Here is a 26,293-nt window from a genome sequence, read left to right as displayed (position 1 = left end):
CTCAGGCGCCGGTCCGGTGCACCTGCACCGAGCCCAGGATGCGGCGCACCAGCTCGGTGCTGTCCACGTCGTGCTCCACGATGAGCCGGTGGGGCAGGGTCCACGGCGCCACCCGTTGGACGTCGTCCGGGGTCGCGGCGTCCCGGCCCTGCAGGGCGGCGTGGGCGGTGGCCGCCCGGAGCAGGTGCACCGAGGAACGGGGCGAGGCGCCCAGGACCACGTCGGGGGAGTGGCGGGTGGCTGCGACCAGGTCGACGACGTATCCACGCAGCCCCTCGGAGGCATGGACCTGCCGGGCCGCGGCCACCAGGCTGTGCAGGTCGTCCACGCTCATCACCGGCCGCAGCTGCGCGAGCGGGTCGTCCCCGGTCTGCTCGCCCAGCATCGCCATCTCGGCCTCGCGGGTCGGGTAGCCCAGGGAGGTCTCGCAGGTGAAACGGTCGCGCTGCGCCTCCGGCAGGGCGTAGGTCCCCTCCATCTCGATGGGGTTCTGCGTCGCCATGACCAGGAAGGGCTGCGGCAGTGGGCGGGTCACCCCATCGACCGTGACGTTGTGCTCGGCCATGGCCTCCAACAGCGCCGACTGGGTCTTCGGTGAGGCGCGGTTGATCTCGTCGGCGACCACCACGTTCGCGAACACGGGGCCGGGGTGGAACTCGAACTCGCTGCGGTCGGCGCGCCAGACGCTCACGCCGGTGACGTCGCCGGGGAGCAGGTCGGGCGTGAACTGGATGCGCCCGACACTGCCGCCGCTGGCGGTGGCCAGGGCGCGGGCGAGGGTCGTCTTGCCGACGCCGGGCACGTCGTGCAACAGCAGGTGTCCGCCCGACAGCAGGGTCACCAGGACCGTGTCGAGCACCTCCTCGTTCAGGTGGACCACCGAGGACACGGCACGACGCAGCGCGTCTGCGCCGGCCCGGACGTCCGAGACCGAGCGGGACGGGAAGGGAGTCGACATGGGCCCATCGTGCCTCACGCCCCTGACACGGCGCAGCAGCCCACGTCCCCCACTTTGCTCCACCCCTCCGGGGTGAGAGACGGAGATTTGGCGTGTTCTCGTCGGGACCCTGTGCGGAGTGGTCGCGGGCCGTGACGGGACGGCGCGCCGCAAGGCATCCGAAATCCCCGGTATCACAGGGGCAAAGGCCGGGGGGTGAGCGCCGGGGAGTAAAGGGGTCTGGAAGTGGAGCGAAGTGGAGTAGGGTGGCGCCAATCCAGCGACGACTCCAGCGGCCTTCGTGCCGGCGCGGAAGCACCCCTACCAGGAGACGAGGTGAGCCCCGATGTTCCTCGGAACCCACACGCCTCGCCTCGACGAGAAGGGGCGCCTGTTCCTCCCGGCCAAGTACCGCGACAAGCTCGCCCACGGCCTGGTGATCACCCGTGGTCAGGAGCGCTGCCTCTACGTCTTCCCGATGGCGGAGTTCGAGCGGATCGCCGCGGCCATGCAGTCCACTCCCGTGAGCAGCAAGGCCGTACGCGACTTCCAGCGCGTGTTCCTCTCGGGCGCCTCCGACGAGGTGCCGGACAAGCAGGGCCGCATCGTGATCCCGCCGACGCTCCGGGAGTACGCCGGGCTCAGCCGGGAGTGCACGGTGATCGGTACCGGCAACCGGGCCGAGATCTGGGACAGCGCCGCGTGGGAGAGCTACCTGGAGAGCACCGAGCAGTCCTTCTCCGAGCAGTCGGAGGAGGTGGTCCCGGGACTCCTGTGACGTCCTGCTGGGCCGGCCCCCGCCGCGCCGCATCCGGCACACCTTCCCCGGTGCCGGGCGCAGCCGGAGGGGACCCGCCCAGCAGGCCGGCCCGCACCCCGGCCGACCAGCCCGACCACGACACCCGCCCACCCAGACCGAGACATCCGCCAGACCCACCCGGACCACCGCGACACCGACCGGACCCACTGCAGGAGAGGAGGGGCAATGACCACACCCACCGACGGCCAGCCGCCCACCAGCACCCGGCACGTCCCGGTGATGCTGCCCCGCATCCTCGACCTCCTGGCCCCGGCCCTGGACGGGGTCGACGGTGCAGTGCACCTGGACGGCACCCTGGGCATGGGTGGCCACGCCGAGGCCCTGCTGGAGCGCTTCGGCCACGCACGGGTGGTGGGCATCGACCGCGACCCGCAGGCCATCGAGCTCGCCAGCGAGCGACTGGCCCGGTTCGGTCACCGCTTCGTGGCCCACCACGGCACCTACGACGAGGTGGGCCCGGCACTGGATCGACTGGGCGTGGACTCCGCGCAGTCGATGCTGTTCGACCTGGGCGTCTCCTCCCTGCAGCTCGACGAGGTCGGCCGCGGCTTCTCATACTCCCGCAACGCCCCGCTGGACATGCGCATGAACCCGACGGTCGGGCAATCGGCCGCGGACGTGCTGAACACCTATGGCCACGGCGACCTGGCTCGTGTGCTCAAGGAGTACGGCGAGGAGCGCTTCGCCGGCAAGATCGCCTCCGCCGTGTTGCGAGAGCGGGAGACCGAGCCGTTCACCGACTCGGCGCGCCTCGTGGAGCTGCTGGAGCGCACCGTGCCCGCGGCCTCACAGCGCACCGGGGGACACCCGGCCAAGCGCACCTTCCAGGCCCTCCGCATCGAGGTGAACAGCGAGCTGTCCATCTGGGCGACCACCGTGCACCGCGCGCTGGACCACCTGGCCGTCGGCGGACGACTGGCCGTTCTCTCCTACCACTCGCTGGAGGACCGCCTCACCAAGCAGGCCTTCGCCGCGGGGGCCACCTCGAGCGCGCCGGAGGGCCTGCCCGTGGAGCTGCCCGAGCACGCACCGTGGCTGCGCCTGGCCACGCGTGGGGCCGAGCAGCCCGATGAGGGGGAGCGCGCCGTGAACCGCCGGTCCAGCTCGGCCCGCCTGCGCGTGGCCGAGCGCACCCGCACCACCGACCGACCCTCCGGGAGGGGGAACCGATGACCACAGCACCGTGGAGTGGCCCGAGGGGTCTGCGAGGGCTGCGTGGCCGGGGTGTCACCCGCCCGGCCCCGGGCCGTGGAACTCGCCCGTCGCGCACGGCGGCCCCGTCGCTGTCGGCCCTGCGTCCGGCGGACTGGGGCCGTGCTGTCGGCTGCGTGGCCGGGGCCGGCATGCGCTCGGCCCGCGGGTACGTCAGCACCTGCTCGCACAAGGCGTTCGCCCTCCTGTGCGTCCTCATCGTGGTCGCGGCCATGGTCGCCTCCCTGGTCTTCAACACCGCCCGCGGCGAGGGGGCCTTCCACCTCGCCGAGGCCCAGTCCTCCCACCGGCAGGCCACCGAGACCCGGTTGTCCGTGGAGGCACAGGTCGACGAGATGAGCTCCCCCGAGCAGCTCTCGGCGCGCGCCGAGCAGCTGGGCATGGTGCCGGCTGGCACGATGGGCTACGTCGACCCCGAGACCGGGGCCGTGCTGGGGGAGGCCGAGGCCGCCCCCCAGGCCCCCGCATCGGCGGCGGACAACGGCGCGGGCAACGGGGCGGGCGGTGCGCCCGCTGACGAGTCCGACGAGAAGGACGACAAGGGCGAGGAGTCGAACCAGGCCAAGAAGGACGAGCCCGCCAAGAAGAAGCCCGCCGAGAAGAAGCCGGCGAAGAAGGCCGACGACGAGCCCACCGCGCAGCCCAGCCAGAAGTCCACCCCCGCCTCCGACTGATCAGCGAGAGACCACCGCATGACCGTGACCCAGACCCGTCGCCGCTCCCGGCGCCGGACCAGCAGCGCGGCGCCCGGGCACCCGGTCCGCCGTGCGCGCTGGTTGCTGGTGGTGGCCACCTTCGTGTTCACGCTGTTCGTCGGCCAGCTCTTCCGCCTGCAGGCCCTCGACGGGCCGGCCCTCGCCGAGACGGCCATGGCCTCGCGCATGCACACCGAGCGCGTCCCGGCACTGCGCGGCGCGGTGACGGACTCCTCGGGCACCGTGCTCGCTCGCAGCGTCTCGACCCGGCACGTCACCGCGGACCCCGAGTTGCTGCGGGACTTCAAGGGAAGCGAGAAGCGGGGACTCGACTCCGGGGCCCAGGGCAGCGCCGAGGCGCTGGCCGAGGTCCTTCAGCTCGACGCCGCCGAGCTCCAGAAGCGGATCGAAGACGCTCCCGGGCGGTTCCTCTACGTGGCCAAGGACGTCACCCCCACCGACTGGCGGGCGGTCCAGGAGCTCCGGCTGCCGGGCGTGCGCTCCGAGCCCTCCAGCGTGCGCACCTACCCGCTGGGCTCCACGTCCGCGCCCCTCATCGGCTGGGTGAACGCCCAGCAGGTGGGCTCCGGCGGCATCGAGGCCGTGGCGGAGAAGACCCTGTCGGGGACCCCGGGCACCATTGCCTACCAGCGGTCGGCCACCGGTGGGCGCATCGCGACCACCGCGGTGGACATCAGCGAGGCCCAGTCGGGCCGCGACGTGCAGCTCACCATCGACGCCGACATCCAGTTCAAGGCCGAGGAGCTGCTCGCGAAGCGCGTCCAGGACATGGGCGGCCTCTCCGGCACGGCCGTGGTGCAGCGCACCAACGGCGACGTGCTCGCGGCCGCCTCCTACCCGGGGTTTGACCCGAAGGGCAAGGTCGAGGACCCCCGCGACCGGCAGAACCCGATCTTCACCGAGGTGTTCGAGCCCGGCTCCACCGGCAAGGTGATCACGGCCGCGGCCGCACTGGAGGAGGGCCTGGTGGCCCCGGAGACCAAGCTCGTGGTACCCAACCGGCTGCCGCGGGCCGACAAGGAGTTCAAGGACTCCCACGACTTCCCGGGCAACCGCTACCTGACCTTCGCCGGCGCGCTGGCGACCTCCTCCAACATCGGCACGATCATGGCCGGTGAGGAGCTCGGCCGCGACCGCCTCCACGACTACATGAAGGGCTTCGGGCTGGGGGAGGGCTCGGGGCTGGGCTTCCCCGGTGAGTCGTCCGGCATCCTCGCCGACCCGGACACGTGGAGCGACACGCAGTACTTCACGGTCATGTTCGGCCAGGGCGTCTCGGCCACCGCCATCCAGCAGAACACGGTCTTCCAGACGCTCGCCAACGACGGCGTGCGCGTGAAGCCGCGCCTGGTCGCCGCCACCCGCGAGGAGGGCGGCGAGTGGGAGCCCACCGAGCGCGATGCGGGCACGCGCGTGGTCAGCGAGCAGACCGCCGATGCGGTGTCGCGCATGCTCACGGCCGTCCCCACCGAGGAGGGCACCGCCCCGCAGGCGGCCGTCCCCGGGTACGCCGTGGCCGGCAAGACCTCCACGGCCCAGCGCTACGACCCCGAGAAGGGCGGCTACGACGGCGTCACCGCGTCCTTCGCCGGGTACGCGCCGGCCGACGACCCGGAGCTGGTGGTGAGCGTGACCGTGCAGAAGCCCGAGGTGTCCCCCTGGGGTGGTGTGGTCGCCGGGCCGGTCTTCTCCGAGCTGATGGGGTTCGCCCTGCGCCAGGAGGGCGTGGCGCCCTCGTCGCGGGAGGCCGAGTACCCGCCGCTGAGCTACGACCCCAACGACCTGGTGGGCGAGGACTCCTCCGGTGGCCCGAGCGGGTCCGGGCCCTCCGCGGGGTCCGAGGAGCCCGACGCCGGCGGCTCCGCCCCGGCCACGACCACCGGCGCCGATGGCAGTGCGTCCCCCTCCCCGGAGTCGGGGGAGAATGCAGGCTCGACCCCGTCCAAACCCCAGGAGCAGACCCCGTGATCCAGCTGACCACCCGACAGCTCGCCCAGGTGGTGGGCGGCACGCTCGCCGGTGACGGGGAGCTGGTCCTCACGGGCCCCGTCGTGACCGACTCGCGCCTGGCCGAGGCGGGCTCGCTCTACGTGGCCCGCCGTGGAGAGAGCGCCGACGGCCACGACTTCGTCGAGGCTGCACTGGGGAACGGTGCCGTCGCCTCGCTCGCGGAGCGCGAGGTCCCCGGCACGTACGTGCTGGTGCCGGACGTGCAGGAGGCCTTCGCCCGCCTGGCGCGCTGGATGGTCGACGAGCTGCCCGACCTGCAGGTCGTCGCGGTGACGGGCTCCTCGGGCAAGACCTCCACCAAGGACCTGTTGGGGCAGGTGCTGGCCGAGGCCGGGCCCACCATCGCCCCCATCGAGTCCTACAACTCCGAGGTGGGCGTCCCGCTGACGGTGTGCCGGATCGAGCCCACCACGGAGTACCTCGTCGCCGAGATGGGCGCCTCGGGGCCCGGCCACATCGCGTACCTGACGGCCATCGCGCCGCCGCGCGTCGGCATCGTGCTCAACGTGGGGTCGGCGCACCTGGGGGGCTTCGGCAGCCAGCAGGGGATCGCCGACACGAAGGCCGCCATCGTCGAGGGGCTCCCGGCCGACGGGCTGGCCGTCCTGAACGCCGACGACCCGTTGGTGGCGGCCATGTCGGAGCGCGTCACCTCGGGTGAGGTGCAGTACTTCTCCCTCGATGCGGACCGGGCCGTCCGTGACGAGTCCGTGACCGCCTGGGCCGAGGACCTCGCGTTGGACGAGGCCGGCCGGGCGCGCTTCACCGTGGCCGTGCGCGGGCAGGGCGGGACCGAGCGCCACCCGGTGCACCTGCGGGTGCGGGGGGCCCACATGGCCGCCAACGCCCTGGCCGTCCTCCTGGCCGTCCGGCACGTGGGTGTGGACACCGCCGATGCGGTGGCCGCCCTGTCCCGCGCGGAGGCCATCAGTCGCTGGCGCATGGAGGTCACCGAGCGCCCCGACGGGGTGATGGTCATCAACGACGGCTACAACGCGAACCCCGAGTCGATGCGGGCTGCCCTCACCGCACTGCGTGACATGGCACACGGCCGCCGCACCTGGGCGGTGCTGGCCGGCATGCTCGAGCTGGGCCCGGACTCTGCGGCACGACACCGTGAGGTGGGGCGCCACGCCGCCGAGGTGGGCGTGGACGTCGTTCTGGTGGTGGGCGACACGGCCGCACCCATCGGCGAGGGAGTCCACGACGTCTCCACCGCGGCAGGGCAGGATGGGCCCGTGGTGATCAGCGTGCACGATTCCGAGGAGGCCCGCAGCGTGTTGGAGGACCAGCTGGTGGACCAGGACGTCGTCCTGTTCAAGTCCTCCCGGGACTCCGGGATGCGCGTGCTCGGTGACCAGGTCGCAGGAGTGGTCGCGTGATCGGCGTCGTCGTCGGGGCAGCGGTGTCGCTGCTGGTCGTGCTCCTGGGCATGCCCGCCTTCATCCGCTACCTGCAGTCCAAGCGCTACGGGCAGTACATCCGGGACGACGGGCCCACCTCGCACCACGTGAAGCTCGGCACGCCCACCATGGGCGGGTTCGTGATCGTGGTCGCCGCGGTCCTGGGCTACGTCGCGGCCCTGCTGGCCCGGTGGGAACCGCCGTCCTGGACGGGAGTGCTGCTCATGTTCCTCATGGTCGGCATGGGCGCCATCGGGTTCGCCGACGACTACCTGAAGATCGCGCGCAAGCACAACCTGGGCCTGACCTCGGTGCAGAAGCTCATCGCCCAGTTCACCGTGGCCACCGTGTTCGCGGTGCTGGCGCTGCAGTTCCCCAACGCCGACGGGGCCACCCCGGCGAGCACCGCCATCTCGTGGGTGCGCGACACCCCCTTCGACCTGGCTGCCGCCGGCGCCGTCGGCGGGGTGCTGCTCTTCGTGCTGTGGGCCGGGCTGATCATCGCCGGCATGTCCAACGGCACCAACCTCACCGACGGACTGGACGGGCTGCTGACCGGTCTGGCAGCCATCGTCTTCGCCGCCTACACCCTCATCGCGTTCTTCCAGTTCTCCCAGAACTGCTCGATGGTGGACACCGGGGCCTGCTACACCGTCCGCGACCCGCTGGACGTCGCGGTCATCTGCGCCTCGGTGGCCGGTGCCTGCATCGGCTTCCTGTGGTGGAACGCCTCCCCGGCCAAGATCTTCATGGGTGACACCGGGTCGCTGGCCCTGGGCGGGGCACTGGCCGGCGTGGCCATCGTGACCCGCACCGAGCTGCTGGTCGTCGTGATCGCCGGTGTCTTCGTCATGGAGACCATCTCGGTCATGATCCAGGTGGGCTCGTTCAAGTCCACCGGAAAGCGCGTGTTCAAGATGACCCCCATCCACCACCACTTCGAGATGCTCGGCTGGCCCGAGGTGAACGTCGTGATCCGCTTCTGGATCCTCGGCGGCCTGTTCGTCGGCGCCGGCATGGCGTTGTTCTACACCGACTGGCTGGTGCGCTGATGGCGGGGCTGGTGCCCTTGGAGACGGGCTTCGCCAGCCCGGAGCCGCGGGGCGGACGCCTGACCTGCCGGGAGGCCGACTGGGCCGGGCTGCGAGTGGTGGTCGTCGGTCTGGGGGTCAGCGGTTTCGCCGCGGCCGATGCCCTGCTGGAGCAGCAGGCCCGGGTCACGGTGCTGGAGGGCAAGGAGCCCGAGCCCGGCACCCAGCTGGCCGAGCGCGCCCGGCTGCTGGGCATCCTGGGCGCCGAGCTCGTCACCGGGGAGGCCGCCGCCGGCTGGTTCGCCACCGGGGACCACGCGGTCGCCGCGTGTACAAAGGCGCTGGACGAGCAGGGGGCCGAGGTGGTCGTCACCTCCCCGGGCCTGCGCCCCTCCACACCGCTGCTGGAGGCCGCCCGGCGTGCCGGGATCCCGGTGTGGAGCGAGGTCGAGCTCGCCTGGCGCATGCGCCCGTCGCAGGGCGCCGCTCCGTGGCTCTGCGTCACCGGCACCAACGGCAAGACCACGGTGGTGCGCATGCTCACCGCGATGCTCGAGGCGGGCGGCGAGCGCGCCGTGGCCGCCGGGAACGTCGGTACCCCGATCATGGAGGCGATCCTGGACCCCACCCGGTTCGGGGCGATCGCCGTGGAGCTCTCCAGCTTCCAGCTGCACCACACCTGGACCGTCTCCCCGGAGGCGTCCTGCGTCCTGAACATCGCGGCCGACCACGTGGACTGGCACGGCAGCATCGAGGCCTACGCCGGGGACAAGGGGCGCATCCACCACAACGCCCAGGTGGCCGCCGTGTACAACGTGCAGGACGAGGTCACACGGACGCTGGTGGAGCAGGCCGATGTCGTCGAGGGCTGCCGGGCGGTCGGTTTCGGCCTGGGCACCCCGGGCCTCTCGGAGCTGGGTCTGGTCGAGGACGTCCTGGCCGACCGCGCCTTCGTGGACGACCGGCAGAACTCCGCCGCCGAGCTGGGCACGCTCGAGGACCTGACCCGCGATGGTGTGGCCCCCGCGCCGCACCTGGTGGCCAATGCGCTGGCGGCCGCGGCCCTGGCGCGCGCGCACGGGGTGCAGCCAGCCGCCATCCGCGCCGGCCTGCGCGCCTTCCGCGCGGACCCGCACCGCATGGAGACCGTGCTGGTGGCCGACGGCATCACCTGGGTGGACGACTCCAAGGCGACCAACCCGCACGCCGCGGCCGCCGCGCTCACCGCGAGCGACCGCATCGTGTGGGTGGCCGGGGGAGACCTCAAGGGGGCGGAGGTCGACGAGCTGGTCGCCGCAGTGGCCGACCGGCTGCAGGCCGTGGTCCTGCTCGGCAAGGACGCGCGGGTGATCGCCGAGGCCGTCGCCCGCCACGCGCCCGAGGTGCCCGTCGACCACATCGAGCACACCGACCCGCGCCGCGCCGTGACCGATGCGGTGACGGCCGCCACCGCGCGCGCCGCCGCCGGCGACATGGTGCTGCTGGCCCCGGCCGCTGCGTCGATCGACATGTTCTCCAACTACGGCGAGCGCGGGGACCTGTTCGCCCAGGAGGTCCGGCGCCTCCACGGCGGGCAGGACGACGGGCCCGACCGGGCTGATGGCTGAGGCCACGCACGTGGGGACGCACGTCTCGCGCTGGGAACAGTTCACCGACTGGCTGCAGCGGCCGGTCACCGTGGCGCGCCTCGCGGTCGCCGCCCCGTTGGCCCTGCTGGTGCTGGGTCTGGTGATGGTCCTCTCGGCCTCGTCGGTGACCTCCTTCTCCGAGTCCGGGTCGAGCTACGCCGAGGGGGTCAAGCAGGCCACCTTCGCGGGTCTGGGTCTGGCCGGGGCCGCGGTGATCGCGTTCCTGCCCGTGGCGTGGATCCGCCGGTTGGCCGTGCCCGCGCTGCTGGTGACGATCGCCCTGCAGGCGCTGGTGTTCACCCCGCTGGGCGTGGCGGCCAAGGGGAACCGCAACTGGATCCTCGTGGGTGGGCAGACCGTGCAGCCCTCGGAGTTCCTCAAGCTGGGACTCGTGCTGGGCGGGGCCTACCTGCTGGCGCACAAGGTGCCACGGCTGCGCGAGTTCCTGCACCTGATGGTGCCCTTCGTCGTGCCGGTGGTGGCGATCTGCGTGGGGCTCGTGCTGGCGGGGCGGGACCTCGGTTCGGCGCTGGTGCTGCTGGCCGTCGCCGTGGGCATGCTGTGGGTGGCCGGGATCTCCCTGGTGTGGATGGGCCTCGGGCTCGGGGCCGCCGCCGCGGCGGCCGGGGTGCTGGCGGTGACCTCGAGCAACCGCATGGGGCGCATCGCGGTGTGGCTCAACGACTGCTCGGACCCTCACCAGGAGAACTGCTACCAGAAGGTCCACGGGGAGTACGCCTTGGCCGACGGTGGCTGGTGGGGCGTCGGTCTGGGGGCCAGCCGCGAGAAGTGGTTCTACCTGCCCGAGCCGCACAACGACTTCATCTTCGCCGTCATCGGCGAGGAGCTCGGCATGCTCGGCGCCTGCGGGGTGATCGGGCTCTTCGCAACCATCGGCTTCGTCTGCTACCGGGTGATCGCCGGCACGCGGGACACGTTCACCCGCATCGCCACCGGCGGGATCATGGCGTGGCTGCTGGGCCAGGCGATGATCAACATCGGGTCGGTCATCGGCCTGCTGCCGATCATCGGTGTCCCCCTGCCGCTGGTCTCCTCCGGTGGCTCGGCCCTCGTGGCCGCGCTGGGGGCGATGGGGGTGCTCGTCGCCTTCGCCCGGGCGCAGGTTCCCGGGACCGGGCGGGCACGCAAGCGCTCGTCCGGCACCCGCTCGCCGCGCACCCGAACAGCCGGCGCTCGGTCGGCCTCGACCCGGTCGGCCGGAACCCGCTCGAGCTCCCCGCGGGCGGCGGGCGCTCGTTCCGCTGGCACCGGTGGGAAGCAGCCCGCAACAGGCGGGCGCGCGGTCACCCGTCGGCGCCCTCGCTCCTGAGAGACTGGCGACCGACCACCCGGGCACGGCGTCCGGGTCCTGACACACGCCGTTGGAGGCATCCATGACTTCCCTGACCTCGGTCGTCCTCGCCGGAGGGGGTACGGCAGGGCACGTCTCGCCCCTCATCGCGACGGCGGACGCCCTGCGCCGTGAGCACCCGGAGGTGGGGATCACGGTGCTGGGGACCGTCGAGGGCCTGGAGGCCCGGCTGGTGCCCGAGCGGGGCTACCCGCTGCGCACCATCGGCAAGGTGCCCTTCCCGCGGCGCCCGGGAGCCGCGGCCCTGCGCTTCCCCGCCGCCATGAAGCGGGCGGTTGACCAGGCCGGGCGGGTGCTGGACGAGACCGGGGCGGAGGTCGTGGTGGGCTTCGGCGGCTACGTCTCGACCCCGGCCTACCTCGCGGCCCGCAACCGCGGCATCCCCATCGTCATCCACGAGCAGAACTCCGTGGCCGGTCTGGCCAACAAGCTCGGTGCGCGCCTCACCCCCCACGTGGCCACCACCTTCACCCAGACCAGGCTGCGCGGCTCGCGCGTGGTGGGCATGCCGCTGCGTGAGGAGATCTCCGGGCTGGACCGCGCGGCGCTGCGTCCCGAGGCGCTGGACGTCCTGGGCCTGTCGGACCACCGGCCCACCGTGCTGGTCACCGGCGGGTCGCTCGGGGCCGCCCAGCTCAACGACTCCTTCGCCCACTCGGCCGACGCCTTGCTGGCCTCCGGCGTGCAGGTGCTGCACCTGACCGGCGCCGGCAAGGTGCCGCAGGCCCTGGTCGGCCGCGACGACAGTGGGCCGGGCCCGCGCTACGTGGTGCTGGAGTACTGCGACCGCATGGACCTGGCCTACGCGGCGGCCGACCTCGTGGTCTGCCGGGCGGGTGCCAACACCGTGACCGAGCTGGCGACGGTGGGCCTTCCGGCCGTGTACGTGCCACTGCCGATCGGCAACGGCGAACAGCGACGCAACGCCTCCGACGTGGTGGAGGCAGGAGGCGGGATCGTGGTCGACAACGATGCGGTGACCCCCGCGTGGGTGACCGGTGAGCTCACGGCCCTGGCGACGGACGCGCCGCGCCTGCAGGCGATGTCGCGGGCCGCGGCGTCCCTGGGGTCCGGCGCGGCCGCCGGGGACATGGTGGAGATGATCCGCAGGGCCGTCCGATGAACGGGGACACCCGGGGCGCCGCGCTGGGCGGCGGGGAGATCGCCGGGGTGCCGACGCGGTTCGACTTCCGCGCCGAGCTGCCCGCGCTGGATGCCTGGCAGCGGATCCACCTGCTGAACGTCGCAGGGGCGGGGGTCTCCCGCATCGCGCGGCTGCTCGCGGCCCGCGGGGTGGCCGTCAGCGGCTCCGACCCGGCGGACCTGCCCGTGATGGCCTCCCTGCGCGAGGCGGGGATCGACGCGCAGGTGGGGTGGGACGCCGAGCGGGTCGCGGACGTGGACGCGGTCGTGGTCTCGAGCGCCACCAAGGAGGACGTGCCGGAGCTGCGGGCCGCCCGGGAGCGCGGTCTGCCGGTGCTGCACCAGGCGCAGGCCCTGGCGCTGGCCACGCAGGGGCGGCGCCGGATCGTGGTGGCCGGGGCCAACGGCAAGACGTCCACCTCCGCGATGGTGGCCTGGGCGCTGCGGGCGGCCGGTCGTGACTGCGGCTACGCCATCGGGGCCGAGCTCGTGGGCCGTGGACGCAATGCCGAGGTGGGGACCGCGCCCGAGTTCGTCATCGAGGGCGACGAGTCGGACGGGTCCTTCGTCACCTACCGTCCCGAGGTGGCGGTGCTGACGAACGTGCGCCCGGACCACCTCGACCTCTACGGGAGCTTCGAGACCGTGCAGCGCGCCTACGACGAGTTCCTGGCCACCATTCCCCGGGGGGGAGTGCTCATCGCCTGCTCGGACGACCCCGGCGCACGGGCTGCCGCGGACCGTCAGCGTGACCGGCTGCGGGTGATCACCTACGGCTTCGGGGTCGAGGGCCAGGCCACCCCCGACCTGCACCTCGGGACTCCCGATCACCGGGGCATGGTCTGGGAATCCGTTCTGCAGGATAATATCTCAGGTCGAACTCTGAACTTGAGGGTCAAGGTTCCGGGTGCGCACAACCTGCTCAACGCCGCGGCCGCTCACGCGGTGGTGGTGCACGCCAGCGCGACGGGTGCCCACGGTGCCGGGGGCGATGCTGCCGGCGCCGACGCAACGGTGGTCGAGGGTCCTGTGGACCCCGCCCTGGAAGCGGCCAGCCTCGCGGGGCTCGCGGACTTCGCCGGGGCCAGCCGCCGCTTCCAGGTGCGGGGTGAGGCCGGGGGTGTGGTGGTCGTCGACGACTATGCCCACAACGGCGACAAGGTGGCCGCCGTCGTCCGCACCGGTGCGGCGCTGGCGCGCGAAACCGGCCACCGGGTGGTCGTGGCCTTCCAACCCCACCTGTTCTCCCGCACGCGGGACTTCGCCGCGGAGTTCGCAGCGGGCCTGGACGCCGCCGACGAGGTGCTCCTCCTGCCGGTCTTCGGCGCGCGGGAGGAGCCCCTGCCGGGCGTCTCCAGCCAGCTGATCGCCGACCGGCTCACGACCTCCCACCGTGCGGTGGGCTCCCTCGAGGAGCTGCCGGACGCGGTGGTCGAGTCGGCGCGGCCCGGCGACCTCGTGCTGCTGGTCGGTGCCGGGAACGTCACCACGGCGGGGCAGGCCGTCCTCGACGCCCTGCGCGCTGCCTCGTGAGCCGCGCGGGCGGCTCGCGCCGGGGCCGCGTGGTGCGTCCCGAGCCCGGCGCCGGGGGCCCGGGGGCCTGGTGGGGGGTGGGGGCCCTCATCGCGGTGCTCCTGGCGCTCGGCGCCGCCTGGGTGGCCCTCGGTTCCCAGTGGTGGGTGGTGCGTTCGGTCGACGTCCGGGTGGAGGCGCCGCCGAGTACCGCTCCGTGGTCGGAGCAGGTGGCCGATCCGGCCCAGGTGCAGCGCGTCTCCGGGATCCGGGTGGGGGACCGGGTGGCGACCCTGCCTCGCAGTGAGGCGCGGGAGCGCCTGGAGGAGGTCCCCGGTGTGGCCGCGGCCGACGTGGGTCGGGGCCTGACCGGCACGGTCGTGCTCGAGCTGCAGCTGGAGGAGGCCGTGGCCACCCGGGCGCGCGGTGACGAGCAGGAGGTCCTGGCCTCCAGCGGTGAGGTGATCACCACCGTCCCGGACGGCGCGGCCCCCGGGGGCGAGGAGGGTGGGGGCACCCCTGCCCTGCCCGAGCTCCAGCTGGCCGACGGCGTACCCGAGGGGCAGGCCGACCAGGCGGTCAGCCGTGCCGTCGGCACCCTGGCCGTGATGTCGGACGAGACGCGGCAGGAGGTGCGCGAGTACCGCGCCTCGGAGTCCGGCCTGGCCACGCTGCTGCCCGACAGTCGCGTGGTCCACTGGGGCCACGTTACCGACGAGGCGGACCTGCACGAGCGGGAGCGCAGCGTGCGGGCCATCCTCGCCGAGCAGTCCCCGGCGCCCGGCGCGACCCTCGACGCCACCCAGCGGGGGACCGTGGTGGTGCACGAGGGGTGAGTCGCGCGGCGCCCCCCGAGGGATGACCCTCAACTCCACGATGAGAGTGGCGCGCGACCATGGTCCGACATAGGGTTCAGCCAGACCCAGGGACGGGTGTCGACGGCGTACAGTGCACCTCATCGGTGAACGGTTCCCGCGAATCCGCCTCACCATGCGGCACGCGACGTGTGACCGTGAAGTAGAAGTTCACCCCTTGCCGTTCAGGACGGGGTGGCGACACAGACCTGGCAGCCGTCCCGGCGCCCGACACAGGAAGGCCAGCCCTCCATGGCAAACCCGCAGAACTATCTCGCCGTGATCAAGGTCGTCGGTATCGGCGGCGGCGGCGTGAACGCCATCAACCGCATGATCGAGGTGGGCCTCAAGGGCGTCGAGTTCATCGCCATCAACACCGACGCGCAGGCGCTGCTCATGAGCGACGCCGACGTGAAGCTGGACGTGGGCCGCGAGCTCACCCGCGGCCTCGGCGCCGGCGCCGACCCCGAGGTGGGCCGTCAGGCCGCCGAGGACCACGCGGACGAGATCGAGGAGGTCCTCAAGGGGGCCGACATGGTCTTCGTGACCGCCGGCGAGGGTGGCGGCACCGGCACCGGTGGCGCTCCGGTCGTGGCCCGCATCGCCCGCTCGCTGGGCGCGCTGACCATCGGTGTGGTGACCCGCCCCTTCACCTTCGAGGGTCGTCGCCGCGCGAACCAGGCCGAGTCCGGCATCGGGTCGCTGCGCGAGGAGGTCGACACCCTCATCGTGATCCCGAACGACCGCCTGCTGTCGATCAGCGACAAGGGCGTCACCATGCTCGACGCCTTCCGCTCGGCCGACCAGGTACTCCTCTCGGGTGTGCAGGGCATCACCGACCTCATCACCACCCCGGGTCTGATCAACCTCGACTTCGCCGACGTGAAGTCGGTCATGCAGGGTGCCGGCTCGGCCCTCATGGGCATCGGCTCGGCCCGCGGTGAGGACCGCGCGGTCGAGGCCGCGGAGCTCGCCATCTCCAGCCCGCTGCTGGAGGCCAGCATTGACGGCGCCTACGGCGTGCTGCTCTCGGTGCAGGGTGGCAGCGACCTGGGTCTGTTCGAGATCAACGAGGCCGCCCGCCTGGTGCAGGAGGCCGCCCACCCGGAGGCCAACGTCATCTTCGGAACCGTCATCGACGACGCGCTGGGCGATGAGGTGCGCGTCACCGTCATCGCCGCCGGGTTCGACGGTGGCGAGCCGACCCCCCGCGAGGACGCCAGCGCGCAGACCGGCCAGCAGGCCGCCGGCGAGCATGCCGCCGGTGGGCACCTCGGTGCGGGCTTCGGTGGCCCGTCCCGCCCCTCCGTGCAGCGCCCGGCCCAGCAGGGTGGCACCCAGCCGGCGCCGCAGCGCCAGCAGGCCCAGCGTCCCCCGCAGCAGGCCGCGCAGCAGCGTCCGGCCCCGCAGAAGCGCCAGCAGCCCGCCGGTCAGAAGCCGAAGGGCCAGCAGGCCGGTCAGCGCCAGGCCGACCTGGACGTGCCCGACTTCCTGAAGTGATGGCCGAGGTCGCCAGCCGCACCGCCTGACCCCGGGCCGGGACCGATCGTCCCGCCCCACCCCAGGCCCCTCCCGCGCTGAACCCGCATCGGTTCATGCCGGGAGGGGTCTGCGGCGTGTCCGGGGGGCCAGGAGGTCACAATGGAGGAGTTCCCCCGCACACGACCGAAGGTGCCCCGTGACCCCGTCTGGATCCACCTCCCACGCCCCCGCCACGCCCGTGTGGTGGCAGGAGTCCCTGCCCCCCGCGGATGACCTCTGGGGGGTCGAGTGGCTCTTCACCCGCCGGGCTGTGGACCACTTCCCGGGGGAGGGCGGCATGGCCGGCTTCAATCTGGGCGACCACGTCGGCGACGATGCGGGGCGCGTCGCCGCGCACCGGAGGGCCCTGGCCCGGGGTCTCGGCGTGGGGCTGGACGACCTGCACTGGATGAACCAGGTGCACGGGGCCTCGGTCCGAGTGGTGGACGCCGAGTCGGCCAGTCACACCCCGGCCGGTTCGCACGTGCTCCCCGAGTCCGACGGCCTGGTGGTCGATGCGGCCGAGCGCCACGCGGCGGGCCTCGAGCCCGGAGCCGGCCTCGTGGTGGTGGCCGACTGCACCCCGACCCTCCTGGTGGACCGTGAGCGAGGTCTGTGTGCCGTCGTCCACGCTGGGCGCCCGGGCATGCTCGCGGGGGTCGTGGAGCGCACCGTCCAGGAGCTGCGAGCGCGGGGGGCCCAACGGCTCGAGGCCGTCGTCGGCCCGTCGGTGTGCAGCCGCTGCTACGAGGTGCCGGCCGAGACGCGTGACGACGCCGAGCGACGGGAGCCGGTGTCCGTCGGCCGGACCTCCTGGGGGACCCCCAGCATCGACGTCGCCGCCGGGGTGGTGGAGCAGCTGTCCCGCCTCGGGGTCTCGCTGCGTGAGTGGGTCCGCGGGTGCACCCTGGAGGACGAGGACCTCTTCAGCTACCGCCGTGACGGCAGCACCGGCCGGCTGGCCGGCGCGGTCCGCCTGGTGCCGCCGACCTCGGGGGGCCTGTCGTGAGGTCCGATGCGGTGACCCTGCCCGAGGACGCCGACGCGCGCACCGCGGAGCTGGCCGACGGGCTGCAGGCGACGCTCGCCCGCATCGAGGAGGCCTGTGGCCGGGCCGGGCGGTCGCCCGAGGAGGTCACCCTGGTGGTGGTCACGAAGTTCTTCGGGGCCGAGGACCTCGCCCGGCTGGTGCGCCTCGGGGTCCGGGACGTGGGGGAGAACCGCGACCAGGAGGCCGCGGCGAAGGCCGCCGCGTGGCCCGACCACCTGCCGGCGGGGGAGCGGGGCGTGGCCGAGGCGGTGCGGATGCACTTCATCGGGCAGGTGCAGAGCAAGAAGGCCGGCTCGGTGGCGGGCTACGCCGACCTGGTGCACTCGGTGGACCGGCTCAAGCTGGTGGGTGCCCTGGACCGCGGGGCGCAGCGGCACGGCCGACGCCTCGCCGTGTGCGTGCAGGTGGACCTGGACCCCGTGGTCGAGGGTGGCGAGCCCGACGCCGGACGTGGTGGGGCCCACCCCGACGACCTGCCGGAACTGTGCGCGGCGGTGGACCGGTCCGAGCGGCTGGACCTCGCCGGGCTGATGACGGTCGCCCCGCCCCAGGTGGAGCCCGCCCGGGCCTTCGCCGAGCTGGCCCGGGTGCACGCCGCGGTGCTGGCCGAGCACCCGGGCGCCACGATGCTGTCGGCGGGCATGAGCGGGGACCTGGAGGCCGCCGTCGCCGCCGGTGCGACACACGTGCGGGTGGGGTCGGCAATCATGGGGGCACGTCCGCCGCTGGGCTAGCCTTGCCCCACCACGCCGACCGACCCCGATGCCTCCCCGGAGGTCGATCCTCGGGGGCGGCGTGCCGGAACTTCCCACGATTGCCCGTCAGGACCAGCCGGGAGCTAGGAGCGACACATGGCCGGTGTCTTCAACAAGACGATGGAGCTGTTGGGCTTCGCCGAGATCGACGAGCGCGACCGCTACGACGCCTACGACGACGAGGTCGACCGCGACGAGGCGGACCGTGACCCGCGCAGGGCCCCCGGTCGGGAGGAGAGCGGCGCGCACCGCCTCGACGACGATGACGCGCGCAGCCCCCGCGAGGAGCGCGGCCGTGCCGTGGCCCCCGTCCCTGCGGACCGGCGTGAGCGCGCCGTGACGCCGCGTCCCGAGTCCCGTCGATCCGCAGGAGTTCCCATGGGCGGCATCCACCGCATCACGACCATCCACCCGGCCACCTTCAACGAGGCCAAGCTCATCGGTGAGAGTTTCCGCGAGGGCGTGCCGGTGATCATGAACCTGACCGACCTGTCCGATGGTGACGCCAAGCGCCTGGTGGACTTCGCCGCCGGTCTGGTCTTCGGCCTGTACGGCTCGATCGACCGCATCACGAACAAGGTCTTCCTGCTGTCTCCGGAGGGCGTGTCCTCCGAAGGCGGGCAGGGCGACCCGACCGGCCAGAACCCCGGCCAGAACAGCTCCGACTGACCCGTGGTCGTCCTCCTCGCCGTCCTCCACCTGGCGCTGTTCCTGTTCTTCTGGGCCCTGCTGGTCCGGATGATCTTCGACTGGGTGCAGTCGTTCGCCCCCTCCTGGCGCCCCTCGGGTCCGGCCCTGGTGCTCGCCGAGGGCGTCTTCACGGTCACCGACCCGCCCCTGAAGGGGCTGCGCCGGCTGATCCCGCCGCTGAACCTCGGGGGGATCCAGCTCGACGTCGGGTTCCTGGTGCTGGCCATCGGCACGCTGATCCTGATGGGGATCGTCAACCCCCTCGGCTGACCGTCCTCCTGCTCGTCCACACGACGGCCCCGCCCCGCCCGGGCGGGGCCGTCGTGCGTGGCAGACTCGAGGGTGACGGTGACGCGAGAGGACGAGGATGCCCCTGAACCCTGATGACCTGTTCGAGCACGAGTTCGACGAGACCCGGCTGCGCCCCGGGTACGAGAAGAGTCAGGTCAACGACTTCTTGGACGGCGTGCAGGTGGAGCTGCGTCGCCTCATCGCGGAGAACGAGTCGCTGCGCGACCGGCTGCACGGGCAGAGCGAGGCGCCGGAGTTCGCCGGGGGCTGGGAGGGGCCGGTGGAGCCGATCACCCACGCGCCGCCGACGACGGGGTCGATGGGGCGGGCCACGGCGGACGACGGCTTCGTCCCGGCCGGCGGTCCGGCTGCGCCCGCCGGTTCGGCCGAGCAGGTCCGGCAGGAGGCCGACCAGCGGATCATGGCGGCCATGCACGCGGCGGAGAGCGCGGAGTTCGACGCGCACCACCGCATCGAGCAGGCGCGCCGTGAGCAGACGGAGGCCGAGGCCGCGCTGGAGCGGGTGAAGGAGCGCGTGGCGGGTCTCACGAGCGCTGCCGACCGGGTGGAGGCGGCCGGTGACGAGGGGGCGCAGGCCGGAGAGCTGTTGGCTGCCGCGCAGCGCCTGCACGACGAGCACGTGTGGGCCGCCGAGGAGTCGGCCCGCTCGCGCGAGCAGCACGTCGAACGGAGGCTGGCGGAGCTCGAGCAGCGCATCGCGGACGCGCGGGAGCGCCTGGCCGAGTCCGACGCCATGCTCCGATCGCGCGCCGACGAGTTCGCCGCGTGGGCCGCCGAGCAGCGGCGCTTCCTGGCCGCCCCCCCGGAGCGCAACGCGGGCCAGCCCAGAGGTCGCTCGGGAGCAAGCTCCCTCTGGGGGTGACGGGTTCCGCTTTCCTGCGTGAGTGAACTCCGGTCGAACAGCAGGTGACGATTTGGGCACAAAGCGGGTGTGTGCTTTGTCTCACGTCGAGAAGAGCCTATGGTTCCCGCAATCGTTCCGCGAGGGAACGCCACGCACAGTCACAGGCCGTCCGCAGTCCCCTGTCGAGGGGCGCCGGGGCCGGTGTTCGACGAACCGAGGAGAAGCGGTGGCCACGACGACCGCGAGCAAGAAGGCACCGGCCAAGGCGGCTTCCACCGCCACGAAGGCCCCGGTGAAGTCCACCGCGAAGAAGGCGCCGGCCACCAAGGCACCCGCGTCGAAGACGGCGTCGACGAAGACGACCTCATCGAAGTCGGCTGCCAAGAAACCCGCTGCCAAGAAGGCGCCGGCGACGAAGGCCACGGCGAAGACGGCCGCGGCGAAGACCCCGAAGAAGGCCGCAAAGTCGGCCGCCAAGAAGGCTCCCGCCACGAAGGCGCCGGCGACGGTGGGTGAGCGGCTCACCGGTCGCAAGGCCGCCAAGCCGAAGGCCCTGGTCGTCGCACAGGCCGAGGCCCCCTGGTCCAAGGCGGAGCTGAGCGAGGTGCGCACCGAGCTCGAGGCCGAGCTGCGCCGCCTCACCCAGGAGCTCGAGCTGGCCGAGCAGGACCTGCTCGAGCTGGTGAGCAGCAGCATCGACTCCCAGGGCGACGAGGCCGATGCCGGGTCGTTCAGCAGCGAGCGCCAGCACGAGATGACGCTGGCCGAGAACTCCCGCGCGCTGCTGGTGCAGACCACCACCGCGCTGGGGCGCATCACCGACGGCACCTACGGACAGTGCGAGGTGTGCTCGGAGCCGATCGGCAAGATGCGGCTCCAGGCCTTCCCTCGTGCGACCCTGTGCATGCCATGCAAGCAGCATCAGGAGCGGCGCTGAACGCGCCCCACACCCCGTCCTCCGACCGTCCGACCCGCCGCCGGGGCCACCTGCCCCTGGTGGCGGGTCTCGCCACCGTGTGGGTGGTGGTCGACCAGGTCACCAAGGAATGGGCCCTGGCCCGTCTCGACCGGGGGGAGGCCGTCCCCGTCTTGGGTGAGCTGCTGCAGCTCCGGCTGGTGTTCAACCCCGGCGCCGCCTTCAGCCTGGGCACCTCGGCCACGCCGGTGTTCACCGTGCTGGCCACGGTGGTCTCGCTGGCGATCCTCTGGTTCAGCCGCCAGGTCATCAGCCCCGCGTGGGGCGTGGCCCTGGGGCTGATCGCCGGCGGCGCGGTCGGCAACCTGGTTGACCGGCTCGTCCGGGCGCCGGGCTTCGCGCGGGGGCACGTGGTGGACTTCCTGGCCCTGCCGAACTGGCCGGTGTTCAACGTGGCCGACATCGGTGTGACCTGCGGGGCTGCCCTGGTGGTCCTGCTGGCCCTGCGCGGCATCGAACCCACCGATCCCGACGCGGCGGACGAGGCCGTTGCGGCCCCCGCAGCCCCCGCCGATGCCCCCCACGCGGCCCCCGACAACCCCCAGGAGCGCGCATGAGCGACACACGGACGGTCGTCGTCCCCGACGGCCTCGAGGGCGAGCGGGTCGATGCGGGGCTCTCTCGGCTGCTGGGCCTCTCCCGCAACAAGGTGGCCGACATCGCCGCCGAGGGGGGCGTGCTCATGGGGAGCAAGGCCCTGGGCAAGGGGGACCGCCTGCTGGCCGGTGAGCTGGTGACGGTGACCCTGCCGCCGGAGAACCAGGCGCCGCCGGTGCTGCCGAGCACCGAGTCCATCCCCGGCCTGCGCGTGGTCCACGAGGACACCGAGATCATCGTCGTGGACAAGCCCGCCGGGGTGGCCGCGCACCCGAGTGTGGGGTGGAAGGGCCCGGACGTGGTCGGCGGGCTCGCCGCCGAGGGCTACCGCATCTCCACCTCCGGGGCGGCCGAGCGGCAGGGCATCGTCCAGCGCCTCGACGTGGGCACCTCCGGGCTCATGGTGGTGGCCAAGTCCGAGCGCGCATACAGCGTGCTGAAGCAGGCCTTCCGGGACCGCGTGGTCGAGAAGACCTACCACACGCTCGTGCAGGGCCTGCCGGATCCGCTCCAGGGCACCATCGACGCCCCCATCGGACGCCACCCGGGCCACGACTACCGGTTCGCCGTCATGTCGAACGGGCGCCCCAGCATCACGCACTACGAGCTGCTCGAGGCCCACCGGGCGGCGTCGCTGCTGGAGGTGCACCTGGAAACCGGGCGCACCCACCAGATCCGCGTGCACTTCTCGGCCATGGGCCACCCCTGCGCCGGTGACCTGACCTACGGCGCGGACCCGACGTTGGCCAAGCGCCTGGGCCTGGTGCGGCAGTGGCTGCACGCCGTGGAGCTGGGCTTCACGCACCCCGGTTCCGGGGAGTGGGTGACCTTCACCAGCGAGTACTCCGAGGACCTGCAGGCGGCCATCGACCAGCTCCGCGGCTGACCGGGGCGGGGGAAGCCGGCCGTCGGCGAGGCTGTCGGTGGCGCGACCTAGAATGACCCGCGATGAGCGCGCCTGGGTCTGCTGAGAACTTCGTCCACCTGCACAACCACACCGAGTACTCGATGCTGGACGGTGCAGCGCGCATCGACGACATGTTCACCGTCGCCGACGAGATGGGCATGCCCGCCATCGCCAGCACCGACCACGGGTCGGTCTTCGGGGCCTACGAGTTCTGGTCGAAGTCGCGGAAGTTCGAGACCAAGCCGATCGTCGGTGTGGAGGCCTACCTCACCCCCGGCACCCACCGCACGGACAAGACGCGGGTGAAGTTCGGCGACGGGGGCCGCAACGACGTCTCCGGTTCGGGCGCCTACACCCACATGACGATGTGGGCCGAGACCACCGAGGGCATGCACAACCTCTTCCGGGCGTCCTCGCTGGCCTCCATCGAGGGCTTCTACTTCAAGCCGCGCATGGACCGCGAGCTGTTGGACCGCTACGGCAAGGGGATCATCGCCACCACGGGGTGCCCGTCCGGTGAGGTGCAGACCCGGCTGCGGCTGGGGCAGTACGACAAGGCCAAGGAGGCCGCGGCCGAGTTCCGGGACATCTTCGGCAAGGACAACTTCTTCTGCGAGCTGATGGACCACGGGCTCGACATCGAGCGCCAGGTCCGGGCCGACCTGCTGAAGCTCGCCAAGGAACTCGACCTGCCGCTGGTGGCCACCAACGACCTGCACTACACGCACAAGGAGGACGCCAAGGCCCACGGTGCCCTGCTGTGCGTGCAGTCCGGGTCGACGCTGATGGACCCCAACCGGTTCAAGTTCGACAGCGACGAGTTCTACCTGAAGTCGGCCGCTGAGATGCGCCACCTGTGGCGCGAGGTGCCCGAGGCCTGCGACAACACGCTGCTCATCGCCGAGCGGTGCAACGTCGAGTTCACCGAGGGCGAGGGCCGGTACATGCCGCGCTTCCCCTGCCCCGACGGCCACGACGAGACCAGCTGGTTCATCTCCGAGGTGCAGACCGGGCTGGCCCGTCGCTTCCCCGAGGGGGTGCCGGACTACGCGCTGAAGCAGGCCGCCTACGAGCAGGACGTCATCATCAACAAGGGGTACCCGGGGTACTTCCTGGTGGTCGCGGACTTCATCAACTGGGCCAAGGAGAACGGCATCCGGGTCGGGCCGGGCCGTGGCTCGGGTGCGGGGTCCATGTGCGCGTACGCGATGGGGATCACCGACCTCGACCCCATCCCGCACGGACTGATCTTCGAGCGCTTCCTCAACCCCGAGCGCGCCTCGATGCCGGACTTCGACGTCGACTTCGACGAACGCCGTCGCCCCGAGGTCATCAAGTACGTCACCGAGAAGTACGGCAGCGACCGCGTGGCCATGATCGTCACCTACGGCACCATCAAGGCCAAGCAGGCCCTGAAGGACGCCTCCCGCGTGATGGGCTTCCCGTTCGCCACCGGGGAGAAGCTCACCAAGGCCATGCCCCCGGCGGTGATGGGCAAGGACATCCCGCTGTCGGGGATCTTCGACGAGAAGCACCCGCGCTACGCCGAGGCCATCGACTTCCGCGAGCTGCACGCCAACGACCCCGAGGCCCGCGAGGTGTTCGACACCGCGGTGGGGCTGGAGGGGCTGAAGCGCCAGTGGGGGGTACACGCGGCCGGCGTCATCATGGCCAGCGAGCCCCTCATCGACCTCATCCCGATCATGCGGCGCGAGGCCGACGGCCAGATCATCACGCAGTTCGACTACCCCAGCTGCGAGACGCTCGGCCTGGTCAAGATGGACTTCCTGGGCCTGCGCAACCTCACGATCCTCGATGACGCGATCGCCAACATCGAGATGAACCGCGAGGAGACGATCGACCTCGATGCCCTGAGCAAGGACATGACCGACCCGGCGGCCTACAAGCTGCTGGCGCGCGGTGACACCCTCGGTGTGTTCCAGCTCGACGGCGGCGGCATGCGCTCGCTGCTGCGGCTCATGCAGCCGGACAACTTCGAGGACATCTCCGCCGCCCTCGCGCTGTACCGCCCCGGCCCGATGGGGGCCAACGCCCACACCAACTTCGCGCTGCGCAAGAACGGCAAGCAGCCGGTGGACTACATCCACCCGGAGCTCACCGAGGCGCTCGAACCGATCCTGAAGATGACCTACGGGCTGATCATCTACCAGGAGCAGGTCATGGAGATCGCGCAGAAGCTGGCCGGGTACACGCTCGGCAACGCCGACCTGCTGCGTCGCGCGATGGGCAAGAAGAAGAAGGAGGTGCTGGACGCCGAGTACGTGAACTTCGAGGCCGGCATGCTCGCCAACGGCTACTCCAAGGACGCGGTGGAGACGCTCTGGGGCATCCTGCTGCCCTTCAGCGACTACGCGTTCAACAAGGCCCACACCGCGGCCTACGGCGTGGTCTCCTACTGGACGGCCTACCTCAAGGCCAACTACCGGGCCGAGTACATGGCCGCCCTGCTCACCAGCGTGCGCGACGACAAGGACAAGTCCGCGCTCTACCTGGGGGAGTGCCGCCGCATGGGCATCAAGGTGCTCCCGCCGGACGTCAACGAGTCCATCGCGAACTTCGCGGCCGTCGGGCAGGACATCCGCTTCGGGCTGGAGGCCATCCGCAACGTCGGCGGCAACGTGGTGCGCGCCATCGTGGCCACGCGCGAGGAGAAGGGGAAGTTCACCTCCTTCGAGGACTTCCTGCGCAAGTGCCCTGCGGTGGTGTGCAACAAGCGCACCATCGACTCCCTCATCAAGGCCGGGGCGTTCGACGACCTGGGCCACCAGCGGCAGGCCCTGGCGACCGTGCACGAGGCCTACGTCGACGCGCTGGTGGGGGAGAAGAAGGAGCAGGAGCGCGGCCAGGAGTCGCTGTTCGCCTCGCTGATGGGGGACGGCGGCGACGACGCCTCCAGCATCGGCGGCATGCCCGCGATCCCGGACCTGGAGTGGGACAAGCAGACCCTGCTGGCCTTCGAGCGGGAGATGCTGGGTTTGTACGTCTCGGACCACCCGCTGTTCGGCATCGAGCACGCCCTGAGCCGGGCGAGCGACACCAGCATCGCCCACCTGAACTCCGAGGACGGCCGGCCTGACGGGGCGGAGGTCACCATCGCCGGGCTGATCACGCAGGTGGTCACCAAGCGTAACAAGCGGGGTGAACTGTGGGCGATCGCGACGGTGGAGGACCTCGAGGGGTCCATCGAGTGCCTGTTCTTCGCGCGCACCTACATGACCGTCTCCACGATGCTGACGCAGGACGTCGTCTGCGTGGTCAGCGGGCGCGTGAAGCGCGGGGACGATGCGGTGTCGATCTTCGCCAGCGACCTGCGCCTGCCGGACCTCGACGACGGACCCCGGGGCCCGGTGATGATCCACATGGCCATGAACCAGACCACCGACGCGGTGGTCGGCAAGCTGCGCAACGTGCTCTCGGACCACCCCGGGCCCACCGAGGTGCAGATCCACCTCACCCAGCCCGGTCGGCGCGTGGTCATGCGGGTGGAGGACAGCCTCCGCGTGGAGGCGAGCAACTCCCTCTTCGGTGACCTCAAGCAGCTCCTGGGCCCGAACTGCCTGCCGGTGGCCTGAGCGTGTCCTGAGGTCTCCGTGAGGGAGACACCAGGACACGCTGGGGCTACACCCCCCGTGGGTGCTGCTCACCGCGTGGGCTCGCCGGCCCTCAGAGGGACCCCTGCTTCTCCACCACGAGGATGCGGGCCGGGCCCTGGGGATGGGCCACGTGCTCGTCGCCCGCCTCGGCCACGCAGATGCGCCCCGGGGCGAGGCGCTCGGTGTGCTCGACCCCGTCGGCGCGGTAGTGCATGTCCACGGTGCCGTCGAGCACGACGAACACCTCGGTGCCGTCGTTCACGTGCCAGACGTAGGGTTCGTCGGTCCAGTGCAGGCGCACCGAGGCGCCCTCCACCACGGTGAGGTCCTGGGCGCCCCAGGCGCGGTCTGCGGTGTACTCGGAGGCGGTGAGGAAGCGCATGACCCC

23 protein-coding genes are annotated in these 26,293 nt (G+C 72.2%); 21 read left to right on the top strand and 2 right to left on the bottom strand.

Features of this window, described 5'->3' with window-relative positions; translation table 11 throughout:
- Position 1 precedes the first annotated feature (1 nt).
- Complete coding sequence (locus KSED_RS08160; RefSeq protein WP_015779626.1) at positions 2–958, bottom strand: AAA family ATPase; 957 nt, start codon at positions 956–958, stop codon at positions 2–4.
- A 325-nt stretch (positions 959–1,283) separates the two neighbouring features.
- On the opposite strand from KSED_RS08160, the gene mraZ reads away from it, so the two are divergent.
- From mraZ to dnaE, 21 genes are all read left to right on the top strand, one after another.
- On the top strand, positions 1,284–1,715 hold the full coding sequence (gene mraZ / locus KSED_RS08155) for a division/cell wall cluster transcriptional repressor MraZ (RefSeq protein WP_015779625.1): 432 nt from the start codon (positions 1,284–1,286) through the stop codon (positions 1,713–1,715).
- Positions 1,716–1,922: 207 nt separating this feature from the next.
- A complete protein-coding gene (rsmH, locus tag KSED_RS08150) occupies positions 1,923–2,930 on the top strand; it encodes a 16S rRNA (cytosine(1402)-N(4))-methyltransferase RsmH (protein ID WP_015779624.1) in 1,008 nt (335 codons plus the stop codon).
- Positions 2,927–3,643: a cell division protein FtsL gene (ftsL, locus tag KSED_RS08145; protein WP_143827362.1), complete on the top strand. Its 717-nt coding sequence runs from the start codon at positions 2,927–2,929 to the stop codon at positions 3,641–3,643. Before rsmH ends, ftsL begins: the two co-directional genes overlap by 4 nt.
- Positions 3,644–3,661: 18 nt before the next feature.
- Positions 3,662–5,653: a peptidoglycan D,D-transpeptidase FtsI family protein gene (locus tag KSED_RS08140; protein ID WP_015779622.1), complete on the top strand. Its 1,992-nt coding sequence runs from the start codon at positions 3,662–3,664 to the stop codon at positions 5,651–5,653.
- A complete protein-coding gene (locus KSED_RS08135; RefSeq protein ID WP_015779621.1) occupies positions 5,650–7,077 on the top strand; it encodes a UDP-N-acetylmuramoyl-tripeptide--D-alanyl-D-alanine ligase in 1,428 nt (475 codons plus the stop codon). The genes KSED_RS08140 and KSED_RS08135 overlap by 4 nt, the downstream gene beginning before the upstream one ends.
- Positions 7,074–8,150 (top strand): phospho-N-acetylmuramoyl-pentapeptide-transferase, encoded by a 1,077-nt coding sequence (gene mraY / locus KSED_RS08130; RefSeq protein WP_015779620.1) that lies wholly within the window; start codon positions 7,074–7,076, stop codon positions 8,148–8,150. Before KSED_RS08135 ends, mraY begins: the two co-directional genes overlap by 4 nt.
- Positions 8,150–9,736: a UDP-N-acetylmuramoyl-L-alanine--D-glutamate ligase gene (murD, locus tag KSED_RS08125; protein WP_015779619.1), complete on the top strand. Its 1,587-nt coding sequence runs from the start codon at positions 8,150–8,152 to the stop codon at positions 9,734–9,736. Before mraY ends, murD begins: the two co-directional genes overlap by 1 nt.
- The gene (gene ftsW / locus KSED_RS08120) at positions 9,729–11,087 is read left to right on the top strand and encodes a putative lipid II flippase FtsW (protein ID WP_015779618.1); all 1,359 of its coding nucleotides are present in this window, start codon (positions 9,729–9,731) and stop codon (positions 11,085–11,087) included. The genes murD and ftsW overlap by 8 nt, the downstream gene beginning before the upstream one ends.
- Before the next feature lie 64 nt (positions 11,088–11,151).
- The gene (murG, locus tag KSED_RS08115) at positions 11,152–12,252 is read left to right on the top strand and encodes an undecaprenyldiphospho-muramoylpentapeptide beta-N-acetylglucosaminyltransferase (RefSeq protein ID WP_015779617.1); all 1,101 of its coding nucleotides are present in this window, start codon (positions 11,152–11,154) and stop codon (positions 12,250–12,252) included.
- The gene (gene murC / locus KSED_RS08110) at positions 12,249–13,805 is read left to right on the top strand and encodes a UDP-N-acetylmuramate--L-alanine ligase (protein ID WP_015779616.1); all 1,557 of its coding nucleotides are present in this window, start codon (positions 12,249–12,251) and stop codon (positions 13,803–13,805) included. The genes murG and murC overlap by 4 nt, the downstream gene beginning before the upstream one ends.
- Positions 13,802–14,620 (top strand): cell division protein FtsQ/DivIB, encoded by an 819-nt coding sequence (locus tag KSED_RS08105; RefSeq protein ID WP_143827361.1) that lies wholly within the window; start codon positions 13,802–13,804, stop codon positions 14,618–14,620. The genes murC and KSED_RS08105 overlap by 4 nt, the downstream gene beginning before the upstream one ends.
- Before the next feature lie 270 nt (positions 14,621–14,890).
- A complete protein-coding gene (ftsZ, locus tag KSED_RS08100) occupies positions 14,891–16,138 on the top strand; it encodes a cell division protein FtsZ (protein WP_015779614.1) in 1,248 nt (415 codons plus the stop codon).
- 178 nt (positions 16,139–16,316) lie between these two features.
- Positions 16,317–17,168, top strand: coding sequence for a purine nucleoside phosphorylase YfiH/LACC1 family protein (locus tag KSED_RS08095; RefSeq protein WP_015779613.1), 852 nt, complete (start codon positions 16,317–16,319; stop codon positions 17,166–17,168).
- Positions 17,165–17,944 carry a YggS family pyridoxal phosphate-dependent enzyme gene (locus KSED_RS08090; RefSeq protein ID WP_237699515.1) on the top strand — a complete coding sequence of 260 codons (780 nt, stop codon included), beginning with the start codon at positions 17,165–17,167 and terminating at the stop codon, positions 17,942–17,944. Before KSED_RS08095 ends, KSED_RS08090 begins: the two co-directional genes overlap by 4 nt.
- Before the next feature lie 117 nt (positions 17,945–18,061).
- Positions 18,062–18,634: a cell division protein SepF gene (locus tag KSED_RS08085; RefSeq protein WP_015779611.1), complete on the top strand. Its 573-nt coding sequence runs from the start codon at positions 18,062–18,064 to the stop codon at positions 18,632–18,634.
- A 3-nt stretch (positions 18,635–18,637) separates the two neighbouring features.
- A complete protein-coding gene (locus KSED_RS08080; RefSeq protein WP_015779610.1) occupies positions 18,638–18,925 on the top strand; it encodes a YggT family protein in 288 nt (95 codons plus the stop codon).
- A 97-nt stretch (positions 18,926–19,022) separates the two neighbouring features.
- Positions 19,023–19,829: a DivIVA domain-containing protein gene (locus tag KSED_RS08075; RefSeq protein ID WP_015779609.1), complete on the top strand. Its 807-nt coding sequence runs from the start codon at positions 19,023–19,025 to the stop codon at positions 19,827–19,829.
- Positions 19,830–20,037: 208 nt separating this feature from the next.
- Positions 20,038–20,748, top strand: coding sequence for a TraR/DksA family transcriptional regulator (locus KSED_RS15330; RefSeq protein ID WP_015779608.1), 711 nt, complete (start codon positions 20,038–20,040; stop codon positions 20,746–20,748).
- On the top strand, positions 20,721–21,344 hold the full coding sequence (lspA, locus tag KSED_RS08065) for a signal peptidase II (RefSeq protein WP_015779607.1): 624 nt from the start codon (positions 20,721–20,723) through the stop codon (positions 21,342–21,344). The genes KSED_RS15330 and lspA overlap by 28 nt, the downstream gene beginning before the upstream one ends.
- Positions 21,341–22,270 carry an RluA family pseudouridine synthase gene (locus KSED_RS08060; RefSeq protein ID WP_015779606.1) on the top strand — a complete coding sequence of 310 codons (930 nt, stop codon included), beginning with the start codon at positions 21,341–21,343 and terminating at the stop codon, positions 22,268–22,270. The genes lspA and KSED_RS08060 overlap by 4 nt, the downstream gene beginning before the upstream one ends.
- 62 nt (positions 22,271–22,332) lie before the next feature.
- Positions 22,333–25,884, top strand: a complete 3,552-nt coding sequence (gene dnaE, locus KSED_RS08055; protein WP_015779605.1) for a DNA polymerase III subunit alpha — start codon at positions 22,333–22,335, stop codon at positions 25,882–25,884.
- Positions 25,885–25,975: 91 nt separating this feature from the next.
- Here the strand turns inward: dnaE and KSED_RS08050 are convergent, their stop codons facing one another.
- Positions 25,976–26,287: a cupin domain-containing protein gene (locus tag KSED_RS08050; protein WP_015779604.1), complete on the bottom strand. Its 312-nt coding sequence runs from the start codon at positions 26,285–26,287 to the stop codon at positions 25,976–25,978.
- Between the last annotated feature and the right edge of the window lie 6 nt (positions 26,288–26,293).

Source organism: Kytococcus sedentarius DSM 20547 (assembly GCF_000023925.1).
Taxonomy (GTDB): Bacteria; Actinomycetota; Actinomycetes; order Actinomycetales; family Dermatophilaceae; genus Kytococcus; species Kytococcus sedentarius.
This window is presented reverse-complemented; position numbering and strand designations above follow the sequence as displayed.